Origin of the sequence: Streptomyces sp. SP18BB07, assembly GCF_036322545.1 — a bacterium.
Taxonomy (GTDB): Bacteria; Actinomycetota; Actinomycetes; order Streptomycetales; family Streptomycetaceae; genus Streptomyces; species Streptomyces deccanensis.
In genome coordinates this window covers 136,683-152,265 of record NZ_JAQYWT010000237.1, presented here as the reverse complement: position 1 = coordinate 152,265, position 15,583 = coordinate 136,683, and the positions used below count along the sequence as shown (strand labels likewise).

Below are 15,583 nucleotides of genomic sequence, written 5' to 3'. Positions count from 1 at the left end.
CTGGACGCGTTGATGGCGCACTCTCCTGGGAAAGGGGGGTCGTCTACGCGCGTAGCGCCCCTACGGCATCGAAAATGGGCGGCGACGCACCGGGACAACGGGGTACAGGGAGCGATACTCCCCGTGCCCCGTTGAGCGGACGTAACCCCGCGGTTACCGGCGACTTCGGGAGGGCCTCGGTGGTGTCCGAGACTCCCCCTCGGTCGCCCGGCTGCTCGTGGTACGGCTGGGTCGGTCGGTCTCGACCTCGATCAGCTGGTCCTGACCTTGATCTCGCCGCCGATGATCTTCTCCTTGGCCGTGGCGATGGCCTCCTGGAGCTCGGTGTCGCTCTTGAACTTCGGGTTGGAGTCGGCGAGGCCGACCTCGCCGGTCTTCAGATCGCCCCTGACGATACCGGTCGCGGGCTTGCCGTCCTCGACCGACTTCGCCAGGTTGTACACCGCCTTGGCGACGTCCTTCGTCGCCGAGGTCAGGATGGAGTCCTTGTACTTCGCGAGGGCTTCCTGGCTGTACTGGTCGGAGTCGACGCCGATCGCCCAGATCTTGTTCGCGGCGGCGGCCTCGATCACGCCCTGGCCGGACAGACCGGCCGCCGCGTAGACGACGTCGGCCTTCTTCTCGATCTGACCCTCGGCGGCGGTCTTGCCCTTGTCGGGGCTGGAGAAGCCGCCCTCCTCCGCCGTCTGGGTGAGGAACTGGGAGAGGACCTTGGCCTTGGGGTTGGTGTCCTTGACGCCCTGCTCGAAGCCCGCCTGGAACTTGTGGATCAGCGGGATGTCCACACCACCCACGAAGCCGACCGTGTTCGTCTTGGTGGCCTTCGCGGCCGCGACACCGGCGAGGTACGAGGCCTGCTCCTCGGAGAAGACCAGGTCCGCGACGTTGTCCAGCTGGACCGTGGAGTCGTCCACGATGCCGAAGGTGGTGTCCGGGTACTGCTCGGCGGCGGCCTTCACGGCCGTCGCGTAGGCGTAGCCGACGCCGACGACCGGGTTGTAGCCCTGCTTCGCCAGGGAGACCAGGCGCTGCTCCTTGTCGGCGTCCGTCTCGCCCTCGGTGGGCTCGATGTCCTGCGTCTTGTACCCGAACTCCTCCTTCGCCTGTTCCAGGCCCGCGTAGGCCGCGTCGTTGAAGGACTGGTCGCCCTTGCCGCCGACGTCGTACGCGATGGCGAGGCCCAGGTCGCCCTTGGAGTCGGCGGAGGACGCGGCGTCCGTCGAGGTACCGCCGCAGGCGGAGAGGGCGAGGGCGAGGGAGGCGGTCGCTGCGCCCGCGACCGCGAGGCGGGAAACCCGGCGCATGTGTGGTGCTCCTGTCGTACAGCGCCGGAGGGTACGGATCAGAGTACTGACCAGTAGTGCTTCACAGCATCGGCGCCTTATATGGCTTTCGCCGCAGAGTAACGCGCGTAGACCCTTCGGGTGAAGCCTGGTGGGCCGGGTTGTTATGGGGCCGTGTTGCAAGGGTGTCCGGGGTTTGGGGGGCGCGTGGCGGGGGGTGGTTTCGGTCAGGTCGCGGCTGCGGGTGCGTTGTGGCTGGTCGCGCAGTTCCTCGCGCCCCTCAGGTACCCGGGGGCACAAGTGAGCGGGGCGGGTGTACGTGTACACCCGCCCCGCCCGTCAGCACTTGCAGACGTGTGACCGTTACTCGGTCTTCACCTTGATCGTGCCGTCGATGATTTCCTTCTTGGCCTTGGCGACCGCGTCCGTGAGGCCGGCGATCTCGCCCATCTTCGGGTTGGAGTCGGCGAGGCCCACGCCGTCGACCTTCAGGTCGAAGGTCTGGACGCCCTTGAGGGGCTTGCCGTCCTCGACGGACTTGGCGAGGGCGTAGACCGCGCCGCCGACGTCCTTGAGGGCGGAGGTGAGGATGAACTCCTTGTACTTCGCGAGGGCTTCCTGGTTGTACTGGTCGGAGTCGACACCGATCGCCCACACCTTGGCCTGCGCGGCGGCCTCGATGACACCCTGGCCGGAGAGGCCGGCGGCCTGGTAGAGGACGTCTGCGTTCTTCTCGATCTGGCCCTCGGCGGCGGCCTTGCCCTTGTCGGGGCTGGAGAAGCCGCCCTCCTCGGCCGTCTGGGTCAGGTACTGCGAGACGACCTTGACCTTGCCGCCGCTGGTGTCCTCGACGCCCTGCTTGTAGCCGGCCTCGAACTTGTGGATGAGCGGGATGTCGACGCCGCCCACGAAGCCCACGGTGTTCGTCTTGGTGGCCTTGGCGGCCGCGACACCGGCGAGGTACGAGGCCTCCTGCTCGGCGAAGACGAGGGACGCGACGTTGTCGCCCTCGACGACCGAGTCCACGATGCCGAAGGTGGTGTCCGGGAACTGCTTGGACGCGGCCTCCATCGCGGGGCCGTAGGCGAAGCCGACACCGATGACCGGGTTGTAGCCCTGCTTGGCCAGGGACTCCAGACGCTGCTGCTTGTCGGCGTCCGTCTCTCCCTCGGTCGGCTCGATGTCCTCGGTCTGGTAACCGAACTCCTTCTGAGCCTTCTCCAGGCCCGCGTACGCGGCGTCGTTGAAGGACTGGTCGCCCTTGCCGCCGATGTCGTACGCGATCGCGAGGCCTTTTTCGCCCTTGGTGGTCTCGCTGTCGCCGTTGCCGCTCTCGCTGCTCGTGCCACCACAGGCCGTGGCGGCCAGCGCCAGCGACGCGACCCCCACCGCGACGCGGGTCAGTTTGGAAATCCGACGCATTTTGAAGTTCCCCATCTTCTCCAAAGCCCCGCAGCCGGGTGCTCAGTTCGGCGCACATTAACGCGCGTAGACACTCCTGGGAACGGGGTTTCGACTGGCCGTTATCCATTCGTGCCGGTGGCCGTTACGCCCTCGTGAACCAGGGGATCGAAAGGGACGAGTCGGGCACCGCGCCTTCGCCGACCCTCGCGATCCGTGCACATGGGGTGACTCCAGCGTGAAGGTGCGCGGTCCGTACGGGGGTCGTCCGGACACGCGCACCAGGCTGCCGCGAGGGTGGGCGGGGCGCAAGCCGAGGGGGCGGGAGGGGTTACCGGGCGGCCGCGTCGAGGACGCGCATGCGCGCGTCGAGGAGGGCTGCGGCGGTGAAGAGCTCCACGCCGACGGTGATGGCGTGCTCGTCGGCGTCGAAGTCGCCCTGGTGGAGGTCGCGGACGGTGAGGTCGCCCGGACGGCGCACGCCCAGGCGGGCCATGGCGCCGGGGACGTGCTCCAGGTACCAGGAGAAGTCCTCGCCGCCGAGGCTCTGCTCGGTGTCCTCGACGGACTTCACGCCGCGCCGGGCCACCATCGAGTCGTGCAGCAGCTCGGTGACGACGGGGTCGTTGACGACCGGCGGGACGCCCCGGATGTAGTTGATCTCGGGCTTGGCGCGGTGCATGACCGCGACCTCCTGGACCGCCTCGTGGATCAGGTCGGGGGCCTGCCGCCAGGCGTTGATGTCGAGGCAGCGGACGGTGCCGGAGAGCTCGGCGTGCTGCGGGATGACGTTCGGCGCGTGGCCCGACTCGATGCGGCCCCAGGTCACGACGAGCCCGGCGCGGGCGTCGAAGCGTCGGGCGACCAGCGCGGGCACGTCGGTGACGACCCGGGCGGCGGCGGTGACGAGGTCGGTGGTGAGGTGCGGGCGCGCGGTGTGGCCGCCCGGACCGTCCAGGGAGAGCTCCAGCCGGTCGCAGGCCGAGGTGATGGGGCCGTGGCGCAGCCCGATGCGGCCCGCGTCGACGCGGGGGTCGCAGTGGACGGCGATGATCCGGCCGACGCCTTCGAGCGAGCCGGTCCTGATCACGTCCGCGGCGCCGCCGGGCAGCACCTCCTCGGCGGGCTGGAAGATCAGCCGGACGGGGCGGGGCAGTTCTCCCCTGCGGTGCAGGTCGGCGAGGACGAGGCCGGCGCCGAGGACGACGGTGGTGTGCACGTCGTGGCCGCAGGCGTGGGCGCGGTCCGGGACGGTGGAGCGGTAGTCGCAGTCCACCTTGGTGTCCGGGATGGGGAGGGCGTCGATGTCGGCGCGCAGCGCGAGCGCGGAGTGGTCGGCGCCGCTCCAGTCGCCGATGTCACAGATGAGTCCGGTTCCGCTGTCCAGTACGCGCGGCCTGAGCCCTGCCTTCTCCAGGCGGGCCTTGATGGCGGCGGTGGTGCGGAACTCCTGGTTGCCGAGCTCCGGGTGCATGTGCAAGTCGCGGCGGAACGCGACGAGTTCGGCACGCAGGGCTTCCGGCAACGTGCCGGGGAGCGACGCTTCGGCTTCCCCTGGCAGATCGGCCTCGGACTCTCGGGACATCAGTTGGTTCACCCTCTGAAGGGTAGGGCGATCGGGCGACCTTCTAACCCTCGATCAACAAAAAATCAGCCCGTAAGGGGAAGTTTTCCGGCCGCACAACGCATACGTATTGGCAGGGATGGGTATACCCGCCCGCCTTTCGGTGCGGGTGACCCTCGGAGACGGGAGCGCCGGGTTTGCCCGCGAATCCCATCGTCTAAACGTTCGGGGGTGCCCGAACGATTCCCACACTCCACCCTTACCACGTATCCGCCGTCCCACGGTGGCGGAACCGTCACCACCGCGCGACCGGTCGGCTACGTCGTGTGTTCGACGGAACGGCCGGAACACTGCTGCGACGGGGCGGGACGGGTGCGGTGGCCTGCGGTTGTGGGCTCGCGCGGGGGCGCGGGCGGCGGGCGGATCGACCGGGTGGTTCCCGCGTGCCGAAGGTGACGGGGATCACGGGCGGAGCGCGACGGGGCCGCGCCGGTCCCTCAGGCCGACGCCACCGACGACAGGCGGTGGACGTCGCGGGCCGTGCCCGTCACGCCGGACAGGAAGCCCTGGGCGCGGGGGGAGGCGTTCTCGGTGAGCCAGCTGGGGTCGATGTCGCAGACGGCGACGCGCACGTCCGTCCCGGCCAGCGCCAGGGGCAGGGTGTGGACGACCGTCGAGGGGAAGCTCAGGATCGTCCGGCCGATGGGGCCGCGGCGGGCGATGAGTTCCAGCGGGAGGTCGGGCCGGACGATCTCCAGGCCCGTCTCGGCGGCGAGGGTGTGGAGTTTCTCGGCGCTCTCGCGGCGGTGGGCGAAGTACCGGGTGGCGCCGTGGGCCTTCGCGAGGGAGCGGACGGCTTCGAGGTAGCGGTCGCCGTCCACCACTCCGGTCTCCACGAGGGAGGTGCCCACGAGGTCGGCGCCCTTGGTGATGCGGGGCGGGCCGAAGCGGGAGCGGGTCCAGGAGAAGTCGTTGGCGGTGACGGTGACGCCCTCGGGGGTCTCGTCGATCGGCATGGAGGAGAAGACCTCGACGCGCCGGCCGGCGGTCGGGGTGAGTCGCCTGCGGGCCTTGGCGGAGACCGGGGCGAAGATCAGGTCGCGGGGGCCGGGGCGGCCGCCCTTGCGGTGCCAGCGCACGAGGCGTTCGCCCCGGGCCAGCTGGGAGACGAACTCCATGGTCGCGGTGCCGTCGTCGACGACGACCACGTCCGGTGCCCGGGTGATGGTCAGCAGGAGCTGTACGTACCGGGAGAAGGGGTCGCCCAGGACGATGCGGCGCGCGGCGCGCAGCAGCGGGGCGAGGCCGCCGACGGTGCGGAAGGGGGCGGCGGTGCCGCCGCGCGCCTCCTCCCAGCGCACGTCGTGGCCCTCGTCCCGGGCCAGCTCCGCCATCCGGCGCAGCTGGCCCCGGGTCATGGGGTCGTTCGGCGACAGGATCACCAGGGTGAGCCCCGCGCCACCGGAACCGAAGGGCCCCGCATCGGGGTCCTCGGGGGTGCCGAGGGCGTGGGTGTGCGCCCACTCGAGCACGTTCAGGAGCTGTACCGGGCTCTCGACGAAGGCGAGAGTGTGGGGGCCGGCGGTTCCGGTGCGGGGGCTCATCGACGTATGTCCGTCGCTTCCGTGAGTACGGATCTACTGAGGGCCGGGGCCGTGGGTCAGACGCCGACCGGCTCGCCCGCCGCCACGGCGATCTCCGCCTCGGCGACGACCCCGGTGACACGGCGCAGCTTCTTCATGGGGCCGAGCTCGGAGTCGTAGACCTTCTTGACGCCGTCGCCGAGGGAGGCCTCGATGGTGCGGATGTCGCGGACCAGGCGGGTGAGGCCCTGGGGCTCGACGGAGGCGGCCTGGTCGGAGCCCCACATGGCGCGGTCGAGGGTGATGTGGCGCTCGACGAAGGTGGCGCCGAGGGCGACCGCGGCGAGCGTGGTCTGCAGGCCCGTCTCGTGGCCGGAGTAGCCGATCGGGACGTTCGGGTACTCGGCCTGGAGGGTGTTGATGACGCGGAGGTTGAGCTCCTCGGCCTTGGCCGGGTACGTCGAGGTGGCGTGGCAGAGCAGGATGTTGTCGCTGCCGAGGACCTCGACCGCGTGGCGGATCTGCTTCGGGGTCGACATGCCGGTGGAGAGGATGACCGTGCGGCCGGTGGCGCGCAGGGCGCGCAGCAGCTCGTCGTCGGTCAGGGAGGCGGAGGCCACCTTGTGGGCGGGGACGTCGAACTTCTCCAGGAAGGCGACGGCCTCGGTGTCCCACGGGGAGGCGAACCAGTCGATGCCCTTCTCCTTGGAGTACTCGTCGATCTGGCGGTACTCGTCCTCACCGAACTCCACACGGTGGCGGTAGTCGATGTAGGTCATGCGGCCCCAGGGGGTGTCGCGCTCGATGTCCCACTGGTCGCGGGGGGTGCAGATCTCGGGGGTGCGCTTCTGGAACTTGACGGCGTCGCAGCCGGCCTCGGCGGCGGCGTCGATCAGCTTGAAGGCGTTCTCCAGCTCACCGTTGTGGTTGATGCCGATCTCGCCGACGACGTAGACGGGGTGACCCGGGCCGGCGGTCTTCGAACCGAACGTGCGCAGACGGGAGTTGGTGCTCATGGTGGGACCAGTTCCTTACTTGTCGAGGGGGTCGAGAGAGTCGAGAGAGGGACCGAGGATCCAGCCGGCGATCTCCCGGATCGCGCCTTCACCGCCGGGGACGGTGGTGACCGCGCGTGCGGCGCCGCGTACGACGTCGTGGGCGCTGCCGACCGCCACGGGCCAGCCCACGAGGGCGAAGCACGGGAGGTCGTTGACGTCGTTGCCGACGTAGAGCACGCGCTCCGGCGCGATGCCCTGCTCCTCGCACCACTGCTTCAGTGCGAGGTCTTTCCGGTCGATGCCGTGGAGGACCGGGATCTGCAGCTTCCGGGCCCGTGCGGCGACGACCGGGTTCTGTTCCGTGGACAGGATGAGCATCTTCAGGCCGCTCCTGCGGAGGGCCGCGATGCCGAGTCCGTCGCCGCGGTGCACGGAGACGAACTCCCGTCCGTCGGAGTCGATCAGCACCCGGTCGTCGGTCTGGGTGCCGTCGAAGTCGAGGACTACGGCGTCGATGTCGTCGTAGGTGGGGAGGGCGCCGGGGCGGTTCGCGTCGAAGAGCGGCGCGAGGGCCTGGGCGCGGGCGAGGTCGTGCGGGTCGTCGATCTCCAGGACCCGGGCGGGGTCGGTGCGGACGAGCTCCGTACGGCCGAAGAAGCGGTGCTGGTGCTTGCGCAGTCCGGCCGCGTCCATGGCGTAGGCGGCGCCGGTCTCCAGCAGGTCCTGGGGACGGTCCTGGCGCCGGGGGCGGAAGGACTTGTCGTGGTTGACGCCGTAGCCGCCCGCGGTGTCGGTGGGTTCGGGCGTCTCGCCGTCCACAGCGCCCGGGTGGGCGGCCTCGGCGGTCGCGGGCTCGTCGGCGGTGTCCCGCCAGATGAAGCCGTGGAAGGGGGCGACGGTGAGGGAGGTGTCGGCGCCGTGCTCGACGACCGCCCGGGCCACGCCGTCGATGTCCTCGCGGAGGATGAACGGGCTGGTGCACTGGACGAGGAGGACGACGTCGACCGGGGCGCCGTGCCGGGACTCGTGGGCGTCCAGGGCGTGCAGGACGGCGGCCTCGGAGGTGGCGGTGTCGCCGGCGATGGCGGCGGGACGCAGGACCACCTCGGCGCCGGACTCACGGGCGGCGGCGGCGATGGCGTGGTCGTCGGTGGAGACGACGACGTCCGTCACCAGCTGGGCGGCGAGGCACTCGCGGACCGCGCGGGCCACCAGCGGGACGCCGCCGACGGGGGCGAGGTTCTTCGCGGGGACGCCCTTGGAGCCGCCCCGCGCGGGGATCACGGCGAGGACGCGGCGGGCGGAGGTCGCCGTTCCCGCTTCCGGGTTGGACATGGGGTGAACTCCTTGCGGTGCGTGCGAAGGCGTCGGGCGGCGGCTCACAGCTCCCCCATCCGGCGGATGACGGGCGCCACGCGCTGCACTCCGTGGCGGTAGGCGCCGCGTGCGGCCCGGCGCACGATCTGCCGTACGGGTCCGGCCTGCCGGTCGGCGGCGGGTGCCCCGGGCAGCGGTGTTCCGTCGGGGCCGAGGTGGTGGCGGGCGAGGATGCCGGGGAGGTAGCCGGGCGCGGTGACGGGCGTGTAGTACGGCGCGAGGGGCGGCAGTTCGGGCGCCGCGACCAGCTTCGCGATGCGGGTGCGGGCCGCGTCGAAGGCGGAGGCGTACGAGCCCTGCCCGGACGTCGTCCGGGAGGTGCCGCCGGCGGCGACGCCCTGCCGGGCCACCCACTCCGGGTCCGGCGTCGGCTCGTACCCGGCGTCCAGCTGGTCCCAGGAGGCGAGGCAGCCGGAGCCCACGAAGTGGTGGTTGCCGAGGGTCTCGCGGATCCCGAGGTCGGTGAGGACGACGGTGGGGATCCGGCGGTGCAGCGACTCCAGGGCGGCCGTGGAGCTGACGGTGACCAGCAGGTCGGTGGTGTCGAGGACCTCGCCCATGTTCCCGTACGAGAGGCGGAAGTTGGCGGGCAGACCGCCGGGGAGCTTCTCCGCCAGCTTCTGGTAGGGCAGTTCCTCGATGTGCGTGGTGTGCTCGCCCGGCTTGGAGCGCAGCTTCAGCAGCACCTGGCGGTCCGGGTGCAGCCTCGCGTGCTGGACGAGGCGGTTCAGCAGGTACGTACGGTCCTTGCGGTTGTCCGGGACGGACGGCTGGACGGCGAAGACGACCGTGTAGGGGTCCTGGGTGCCGGTGTACGGGCTGCCGCCCAGGAACGGCAGGGCGACCTCGGTGACCGAGGAGGCGTCCGCGCCCACGCCCTCGTACACGGCCCGGAAACGGTCCGCGTCCTGGCGGGAGTTGGCGAGGACGAGGTCCGCGCCGTGCCGCAGCAGCAGACCGTCGGCGAGCTTCTCGTAGACGACACCGACGTAACCGGTGACGACCACGGGCCGCTTCGTGCGCCCCGCCCAGGCCCGGCGCAGGCCGTGCAGCATCGCCTGGACACCCCCGCCGACGAGGGAGAGCACGACGACGTCGTACGCGTCCTCGTCCGTGTCCTCCTTGGTGGCCTCCTTCATGGTGCGCAGGAATTCGAGGCCGGTCACCTCGCGCAGGGAGTCGGGGCGGACGCCGACCTCCTGGAGCTGGCGGGCGGTGGGGGTGGCTCGGCCGCGCAGGAGGAAGCCGTCCAGGCGGATGTCCGCGTTCTCCGGAGCGAGACGGGTCGCGGTGAGCGCGCCCCATTTCCACCGGGTGTCGGAATCCGCGAGTACGGCGACTCGCAGGCCGTTCGTAGCACTTGCTGGCACATCGAAGACGCTAGGAAGCGATTCCGTTGAACGGCCCAACCCGAATACAACAAAGGGTTAACAGCACATCGCCGAACGGCGAATCGGGGCGCGAATGGCACCGGAAAGCATCTGGTTCACGGTTCCGCCACGCGTCGTTCACCTGACATCAAGCAGGTGGTCAAGACGAATGCCGGAGGGCCGCCTAACGTCACGGGGGTGGTCAAGCTCTCCGTCATCGTGCCGTTCTACAACGTGCAGCAATACGCGCCCGACACCCTGAAGAGCCTCGGAGCCAACGCTCGTGAGGACTTCGAATTCATTCTCGTCGACGACTGCTCCCGCGACGAGACACCGGACATTCTCGCGCGCGCGGAGCGCGAGCTGCCGGGGGCGGTGTACGTCAGACACGAGAAGAACGGAGGACTGGCGACCGCGCGCAACACGGGCATCGACAAGGCCCGCGGCGAGTACCTCACGTTCCTCGACGGGGACGACTGGCTCGCCCCCGGCTACTACCCTCAACTGCTCGGTGCCATCGAGGATTTGGGCTGCGACTTCGTGCGCACGGACCATGTCCAGTGCACCGCGCGGGCCCGCTCGATCCACCGGGTGCCCAACGGACGGCGGGGCGTGGTGATGAACCCGCGCGACGCGATCCTGCCCGCGGACCGCTCGACCTCCGTCGACTACGCGTTCGCCTGGGCGGGCATCTACCACCGCCGGCTGGTCGACAAGGGTGTGCTGCACTTCACCCACGGGCTGCGCACGGCCGAGGACCGCCCGTGGATCTGGAAGCTCCACCGGGAGGCCGACTCGTTCGCCACGGTGGGGCTGCTCGGCGTCTTCTACCGGCGCGGCGTGGCCTCTTCGCTGACCCAGATCGGCGACGTACGACAGCTCGATTTCATTCGCGCATTCGACCAGGTCATCGCGGAGACCGCGCAGGACCGGGACGCGGACCTGCTCCTTCCCAAGGCCGTGCGCACTTATTGCGCGATTATCTCCCACCATTTGGGATCCATCGAAAGGTTCGAGCCGGCGGTGGCACGGAAACTCAAGTCGATGAGCGCGGTCGCGCTGCGGAGAATGCCGCAGGACGTGCTCGACGACGCCCTCGACTCCATGGACGTCCAGCGCGCCACCCGGCTGCGCCGGCTGCGCCGCCGTCCCGCCGCCTCGGGGGTCGCCGCATGACCACGCAGATCTTCATGGCGTCCACGCTGTACGGCGCGGCCACGCTGGCCGCCGCCCTGGACTCCGAGTGCTTCCGCCCCGCCTCCCGGCGCATCCTGCTGGTCTCCAACAACGCGGCGACCCCGGAGACGGCCCCCGGCCCGGACGAGATGCCCGGCTTCGAGCGGCTGCGCTCCCGCTTCGACGAGGTGATCTCCTGGAACGAGACCATCTCCCCGTTCCACCCCGGCGGTTGGTCCCCCCGCATGGACGACGTCCCGCTGTGGGAGCGCCACCTGCGGCTGCTGTGGAACCTGGGCGACGACGACGTCGAACTGGCCGTGGAGTCCATCCAGGTCCACCCGGCGCTCGGCGTCGCCCAGATCTTCACCGGCGCGCCCGTGACCGTGTACGCCGACGGCCTGATGAGCTACGGCCCCACCCGCAACAAGATCGACCCGCTGGTGGGGACGAGGATCGACCGGCTCCTCCACCTGGACCTGGTGCCGGACCTCAAGCCGCTGCTGCTCACCGAGTTCGGCGTCGAGGCGGAGATCGTGCCGACGGACGCCTTCGTGAAGGTGCTCGCCGAACTCGTCGACACGGGTGACGAGTTGCCCGCGATCGAGGAGCCCGCGCTGTTGCTCGGCCAGTACCTCTCCGCGCTCGGCATCCTCACCGCCGAGGAGGAGGAGGCCCTCCACGTACGGATGCTGAAAGGTGCCGTCGCGCTCGGGCACACCAAGGTCGTGTTCAAGCCGCACCCCAGCGCCCCGGCCCGCTGGTCGCGCGGTCTGGAGAAGGAGGCGGAGCGGCTCGGCGCCGACCTGACGGTGCTGGACACGCCGGTCCTCGCCGAGGTGCTCTACCAGCGGATGCGTCCGGCCCTGGTCGTCGGCTGCTTCTCGACGGCCCTGCTCACCGCCTCCGCGCTGTACGGCCTCCCGGTCGCCCGCGTCGGCACGGGCACGCTGCTGGACCGGCTCGCCCCGTACGAGAACAGCAACCGGGTGCCCGTCACGATCGTGGACGCGCTGCTGCCGGAGCTGGGTGACGCGGCGGCGGTCGCCTCGCAGCGGCCGAGCCCGGCGGTGTCCGACCTCAACAGCCTGGTCCGGGCGGTGGGGTTCGCGATGCAGTCGAAGATCTATCCGTCGCTGCGGGCGGAGACCGAGGCGTATCTGACGCGGCATCTGAGCACGCACACGCTGCGGTACTTCAAGCGGCGGCGGCTGACCTCGCTGGGGTTGCCCGGTGGGATTCCGGTGCAGCTCGCGTTCATCCCGCGTAACGCGACCGTGCGACGAGTCGCTCGGCGGGCCCGGTCGCTCAAGCGGGCGACGCTGGGATGAGCTCTGGGGTGAGTTCTCCGACCAAGGCCGATGATCCTCTCGAGTCTCAAGTGCGGGTGGATGGGGGCTCGTCGCGCCCCGCGGCGGAGCCGCACATCGATGCAGCCCCGCGCCCCTTGGGGGGCGCGGCAGCGGGCGCCCGTCGATCGGCGCCCCGGCTCTACGCTCTCGACGGCCTGCGCCTGATAGCCGCCCTGTCCGTCGCCGCCTATCACTACGGTGGGCGGGACGGGGAGATCGCGAAGGCCTGGGGGGCGTCGCCCTCCGTGCAGTTCCCCACCGCCCACAGCTGGCTCGCCTACGGCTGGGCCGGTGTGCAGGCCTTCTTCGTGATCAGCGGGTTCGTGATCTGTGCCAGCGGCTGGGGCCGTTCGGTACAGGCGTTCTTCGCCTCCCGGGCGTCCCGGCTGCTGCCGGCGTACTGGGCGGCGGTGATCCTGGTGGCGGCGGTGTTCGCGCTGCCGGGGCTCTCGTACGCGCGGGTGTCGGTCAGTGAGTTCCTGGTGAACCTCACGATGCTGCAGATGCCGCTCGGCGCGGACCGCGTCCTCGGCGTCTGCTGGACGCTATGGGCGGAGGTCCGCTTCTACGTCCTGTTCGCGTTGTGCGTGGTGCTGCCCGGGGTGACCCGCAAACGGGTGATCTGGTTCTGCGGCGGCTGGACCCTGGCCTCGGTCATCGCACAGGGCTCGGGCGAACCGCTGCTGGACATGGTCCTGATGCCGGAGTACGCGTCCCTGTTCATCGGGGGCATGGGCCTGTATCTGGTGCACCGCGACCGCCGGGACACCGCCGCCTGGCTGATCGTGGTCTTCAGTCTGCTGCTGAGCCAGTACCAGACGGTCGAGGCGATGTGGCACGCCCCGAACCCCGACTACTTCTCCTACCGCTCCCAGCTCGGCATCGCCCTCGCCGTCGCCGTCGGCTTCGTGGCCGTGGGTGCCGTGGCGCTGGGGCTGCTGAACCGCGTCAACTGGCCCTGGCTGACCACCGCGGGGGCCCTGACGTACCCCTTCTACCTCGTGCACGAGCACCTGGGCTGGCCGGTGGTCCAGACACTGCACCAGAGGCTGGGCGTTCCGTCGCTCCTGACCGTCGTGCTCACCGTGGCGCTGATGCTGGGGCTCGCCTGGCTGCTGCACCGGTGGGTCGAACGTCCGTTGCAGCCGCTGCTGCGGGCGTCGCTCGGTGGACGCCGCCGCTGAACGGTCCCGGAACCTGGAATTGGCCCACTGTTCATTCGACGCGAGGATTCGAAAACCCCTCCGGGGAGAGGCTCCGCAGCATCCTTGACCGGGCCAAAGGCATCTCATAGGTTCCAGGCCCGTTCGCCTGTTCGCCTCGTCGACGCAAGAAGGTCTTCTGTCCTCATGGCCTCTGAAATGACCTCTGAACACGGCACGATCCGACTCCCCCGGGAACTCGACGACGTTCCCGGCTGGTTCCCGGTGCTCGACCAACTGCTCTTCGACTGGTTCCTGAATTGACAGGAGGTCGCGGGCGAGAGGGGCGACCTCCTGGAGGTCGGCGTCTACATGGGCAAGAGCGCCATCTTCCTCGGCCGCCACCTCCAGGAGGGCGAGGCCTACACGGTCTGCGACCTCTTCGAGAGCGACGCCCCGGACGACGCCAACGCGGCGGAGGCCACCAAGTCGTACCGCAGCACGCTCACCCGTCGGGCCTTCGAGGCGAACTACCTCTCCTTCCACGACGAGCTGCCCCGTGTCCTCCAGGGCCCCAGCTCGATCGTCCCGGGGGAGGTGAAACCGCGCTCCTGCCGTTTCGTGCACATCGACGCCTCGCACCTGTACGAGCACGTCGAGGCCGACATCACCGCCGCCCGGGACATACTCCTCCCCGGCGGGCTGGTCGTCCTCGACGACTTCCGCTCGGAGCACACGCCGGGCGTCTCCATCGCCGCGTGGGAGGCCGTCCTCAACCGGGGCCTCAACCCCGTCTGCCTCAGCACGCAGAAGCTCTACGGCACCTGGGACGATCCCGAGCCCCTCCAGGAGGCGCTGCTCGCCATGATCGCGGACCGGGACGACTGCCACCTCAGCAAGCAGGAGGCCGCCGGGCACCGCATTCTGCGCCTCAAGTCCAAGGGCATGAAGGCCCCGGAGTTCCCGAAGTCCCGCCACTGGACCGAGCCCCCGCCGCCGGCTCCCGCCCCGGCGGCTCCCGCGCCCCAGCCCCCGGCCCGCCGCCGCCCGCCGCGCAGCACGGCCCGCAGGCTGGCGGTGGACCTGCTGCCGCCGGTGGTGACGAGGGCGATCAGGAAGGCGAGGGCGGGGCGCCGGCCGGTGGGGTGAAGGGCGGGGCGGTGAGGGCGGGCTGGTGAGAACGGGGCGGTGACGGTGGGGCTCTGTGGGTGCCGCAGTCGTCGTCGGTTGAACGGATGACGCCGCACTTCATTCAGCGGAGTCCCAGCCCGTCCGACGCGGCGCAGCGTCGACCCCGGCCGCACCGTCGCGGCCCTGACCTTGCTGGTCAGCAGCGCCTCCGTAGTCGTCGTCCCCGCGTCGTCGGTCTCGGCCACCGATGCCGACTGCGACGGCATCGCCGTCGTCGGCGTCTTCCGAACCGTCGAGTCAGGAGCCTCGTTCACCTTCCACGGCCGCGGCGTCGAGCCGCAGAACAAGTCGGCGCTCGACCGCTGCAGCCGGGCGGAGTTCAAGTCCGGGCGCCGGCCCGGCGACCGGCTGTGGGTCGACCGCAGCCACCGCTCGTTCCCCGACTTCAAGAGCGGCGTCACCAAGTGCGGCAAGTGGTACGTGGACTGAGCTGGACCGGGCGAAGCCTCACGGGGCCTCACCCTCAGCTCTCCCCACTCCCCCGCAAGGTCACAGCTATCCCGGCCACTACCGCCGCGAGCCCATCCTCGAAGCCCCGGTCCTGATCCCGGAACATCTCCCACCCCGCTTCCACAGCCAACGGGTACGCCGCCAACCGTTCGGCCCGCGCGGCCAGGTCGTACCCCTCCCCACCCGTCGCCGGATCCGGCCCCATCGACTGCTCCTCGATGACGTACCCGATCGTGTAGCTGTACGCCGTGAACCAGGCCCGCGCTGCCCCGGCCGACGTGAACCCCGCGGCCGTCAGCAGCCGCAGGTTCCCCTCCATGGGCGCTGCGTACGACAGATCCGTGAAGTGCGTCCCGCTGTAGACCTTCGCGCCGTCGCGGTACCGCAGCAGATGTTCGCGCAGCCCCCGCATCCGCGCCCGCAACGTCTCCTGCCAGTCGGCGGCGCCCCGGTCGCCTTCTGGCGGCGGCCCGGCCCAGTCCGCCGCCATGCGCCGCATCATCTCGGTCGCCATCTCGTCCAGCAGGTCCTGCTTGTTCTTGAAGTGCCAGTAGAGCGCGGGCGCCTGGACGTCCAGCTCCTTGGCGATCAGCCGGAGGCTCAGCCCCTCCAGACCGACCTCGTTCAGCAACCGCAGGGCCGTCTCGGCGACCTGTGCCTTGTCCAGCTTCGGGGATTTCCTGGGAACCACGTTGA

13 protein-coding genes are annotated in these 15,583 nt (G+C 70.4%); 5 read left to right on the top strand and 8 right to left on the bottom strand.

Annotated elements, in window-relative coordinates:
- Positions 1-251: 251 nt before the first annotated feature.
- The 7 genes from PUR53_RS08055 to PUR53_RS08025 form a co-directional block, all read right to left on the bottom strand.
- Positions 252-1,304: a BMP family lipoprotein gene (locus tag PUR53_RS08055; protein WP_329898708.1), complete on the bottom strand. Its 1,053-nt coding sequence runs from the start codon at positions 1,302-1,304 to the stop codon at positions 252-254.
- A gap of 342 nt (positions 1,305-1,646) precedes the next feature.
- Positions 1,647-2,705, bottom strand: coding sequence for a BMP family lipoprotein (locus tag PUR53_RS08050; protein WP_329898707.1), 1,059 nt, complete (start codon positions 2,703-2,705; stop codon positions 1,647-1,649).
- Between the two features lie 310 nt (positions 2,706-3,015).
- Positions 3,016-4,269, bottom strand: coding sequence for an amidohydrolase (locus PUR53_RS08045; protein ID WP_329898706.1), 1,254 nt, complete (start codon positions 4,267-4,269; stop codon positions 3,016-3,018).
- A 476-nt stretch (positions 4,270-4,745) separates the two neighbouring features.
- Complete coding sequence (locus tag PUR53_RS08040; protein ID WP_329898705.1) at positions 4,746-5,852, bottom strand: hypothetical protein; 1,107 nt, start codon at positions 5,850-5,852, stop codon at positions 4,746-4,748.
- A gap of 56 nt (positions 5,853-5,908) precedes the next feature.
- Positions 5,909-6,847 carry an N-acetylneuraminate synthase family protein gene (locus tag PUR53_RS08035; RefSeq protein ID WP_033527067.1) on the bottom strand — a complete coding sequence of 313 codons (939 nt, stop codon included), beginning with the start codon at positions 6,845-6,847 and terminating at the stop codon, positions 5,909-5,911.
- A gap of 15 nt (positions 6,848-6,862) precedes the next feature.
- Positions 6,863-8,164, bottom strand: coding sequence for an N-acylneuraminate cytidylyltransferase (locus PUR53_RS08030; RefSeq protein WP_329907845.1), 1,302 nt, complete (start codon positions 8,162-8,164; stop codon positions 6,863-6,865).
- A 44-nt stretch (positions 8,165-8,208) separates the two neighbouring features.
- Positions 8,209-9,576 (bottom strand): DUF6716 putative glycosyltransferase, encoded by a 1,368-nt coding sequence (locus PUR53_RS08025; RefSeq protein ID WP_329907844.1) that lies wholly within the window; start codon positions 9,574-9,576, stop codon positions 8,209-8,211.
- 198 nt (positions 9,577-9,774) lie between these two features.
- Here PUR53_RS08025 and PUR53_RS08020 point away from each other — a divergent pair, with 198 nt between their 5' ends.
- The 5 genes from PUR53_RS08020 (at position 9,775) to PUR53_RS08000 (ending at position 14,866) form a co-directional block, all read left to right on the top strand.
- Positions 9,775-10,752, top strand: a complete 978-nt coding sequence (locus PUR53_RS08020; protein ID WP_329898701.1) for a glycosyltransferase family 2 protein — start codon at positions 9,775-9,777, stop codon at positions 10,750-10,752.
- Positions 10,749-12,083 carry an alpha-2,8-polysialyltransferase family protein gene (locus PUR53_RS08015; protein ID WP_329907843.1) on the top strand — a complete coding sequence of 445 codons (1,335 nt, stop codon included), beginning with the start codon at positions 10,749-10,751 and terminating at the stop codon, positions 12,081-12,083. The genes PUR53_RS08020 and PUR53_RS08015 overlap by 4 nt, the downstream gene beginning before the upstream one ends.
- A 116-nt stretch (positions 12,084-12,199) precedes the next feature.
- Positions 12,200-13,288, top strand: coding sequence for an acyltransferase family protein (locus PUR53_RS08010; RefSeq protein WP_329898699.1), 1,089 nt, complete (start codon positions 12,200-12,202; stop codon positions 13,286-13,288).
- A gap of 312 nt (positions 13,289-13,600) precedes the next feature.
- The gene (locus PUR53_RS08005; protein WP_329907864.1) at positions 13,601-14,395 is read left to right on the top strand and encodes a class I SAM-dependent methyltransferase; all 795 of its coding nucleotides are present in this window, start codon (positions 13,601-13,603) and stop codon (positions 14,393-14,395) included.
- A 171-nt stretch (positions 14,396-14,566) separates the two neighbouring features.
- Entirely contained in the window at positions 14,567-14,866 is a 300-nt protein-coding gene (locus tag PUR53_RS08000; RefSeq protein WP_329898697.1) for a hypothetical protein, read from the top strand.
- 34 nt (positions 14,867-14,900) lie between these two features.
- Here PUR53_RS08000 and PUR53_RS07995 read toward each other — a convergent pair whose 3' ends face one another.
- The gene (locus PUR53_RS07995) at positions 14,901-15,578 is read right to left on the bottom strand and encodes a TetR/AcrR family transcriptional regulator C-terminal domain-containing protein (RefSeq protein ID WP_329898696.1); all 678 of its coding nucleotides are present in this window, start codon (positions 15,576-15,578) and stop codon (positions 14,901-14,903) included.
- Positions 15,579-15,583: the final 5 nt, after the last annotated feature.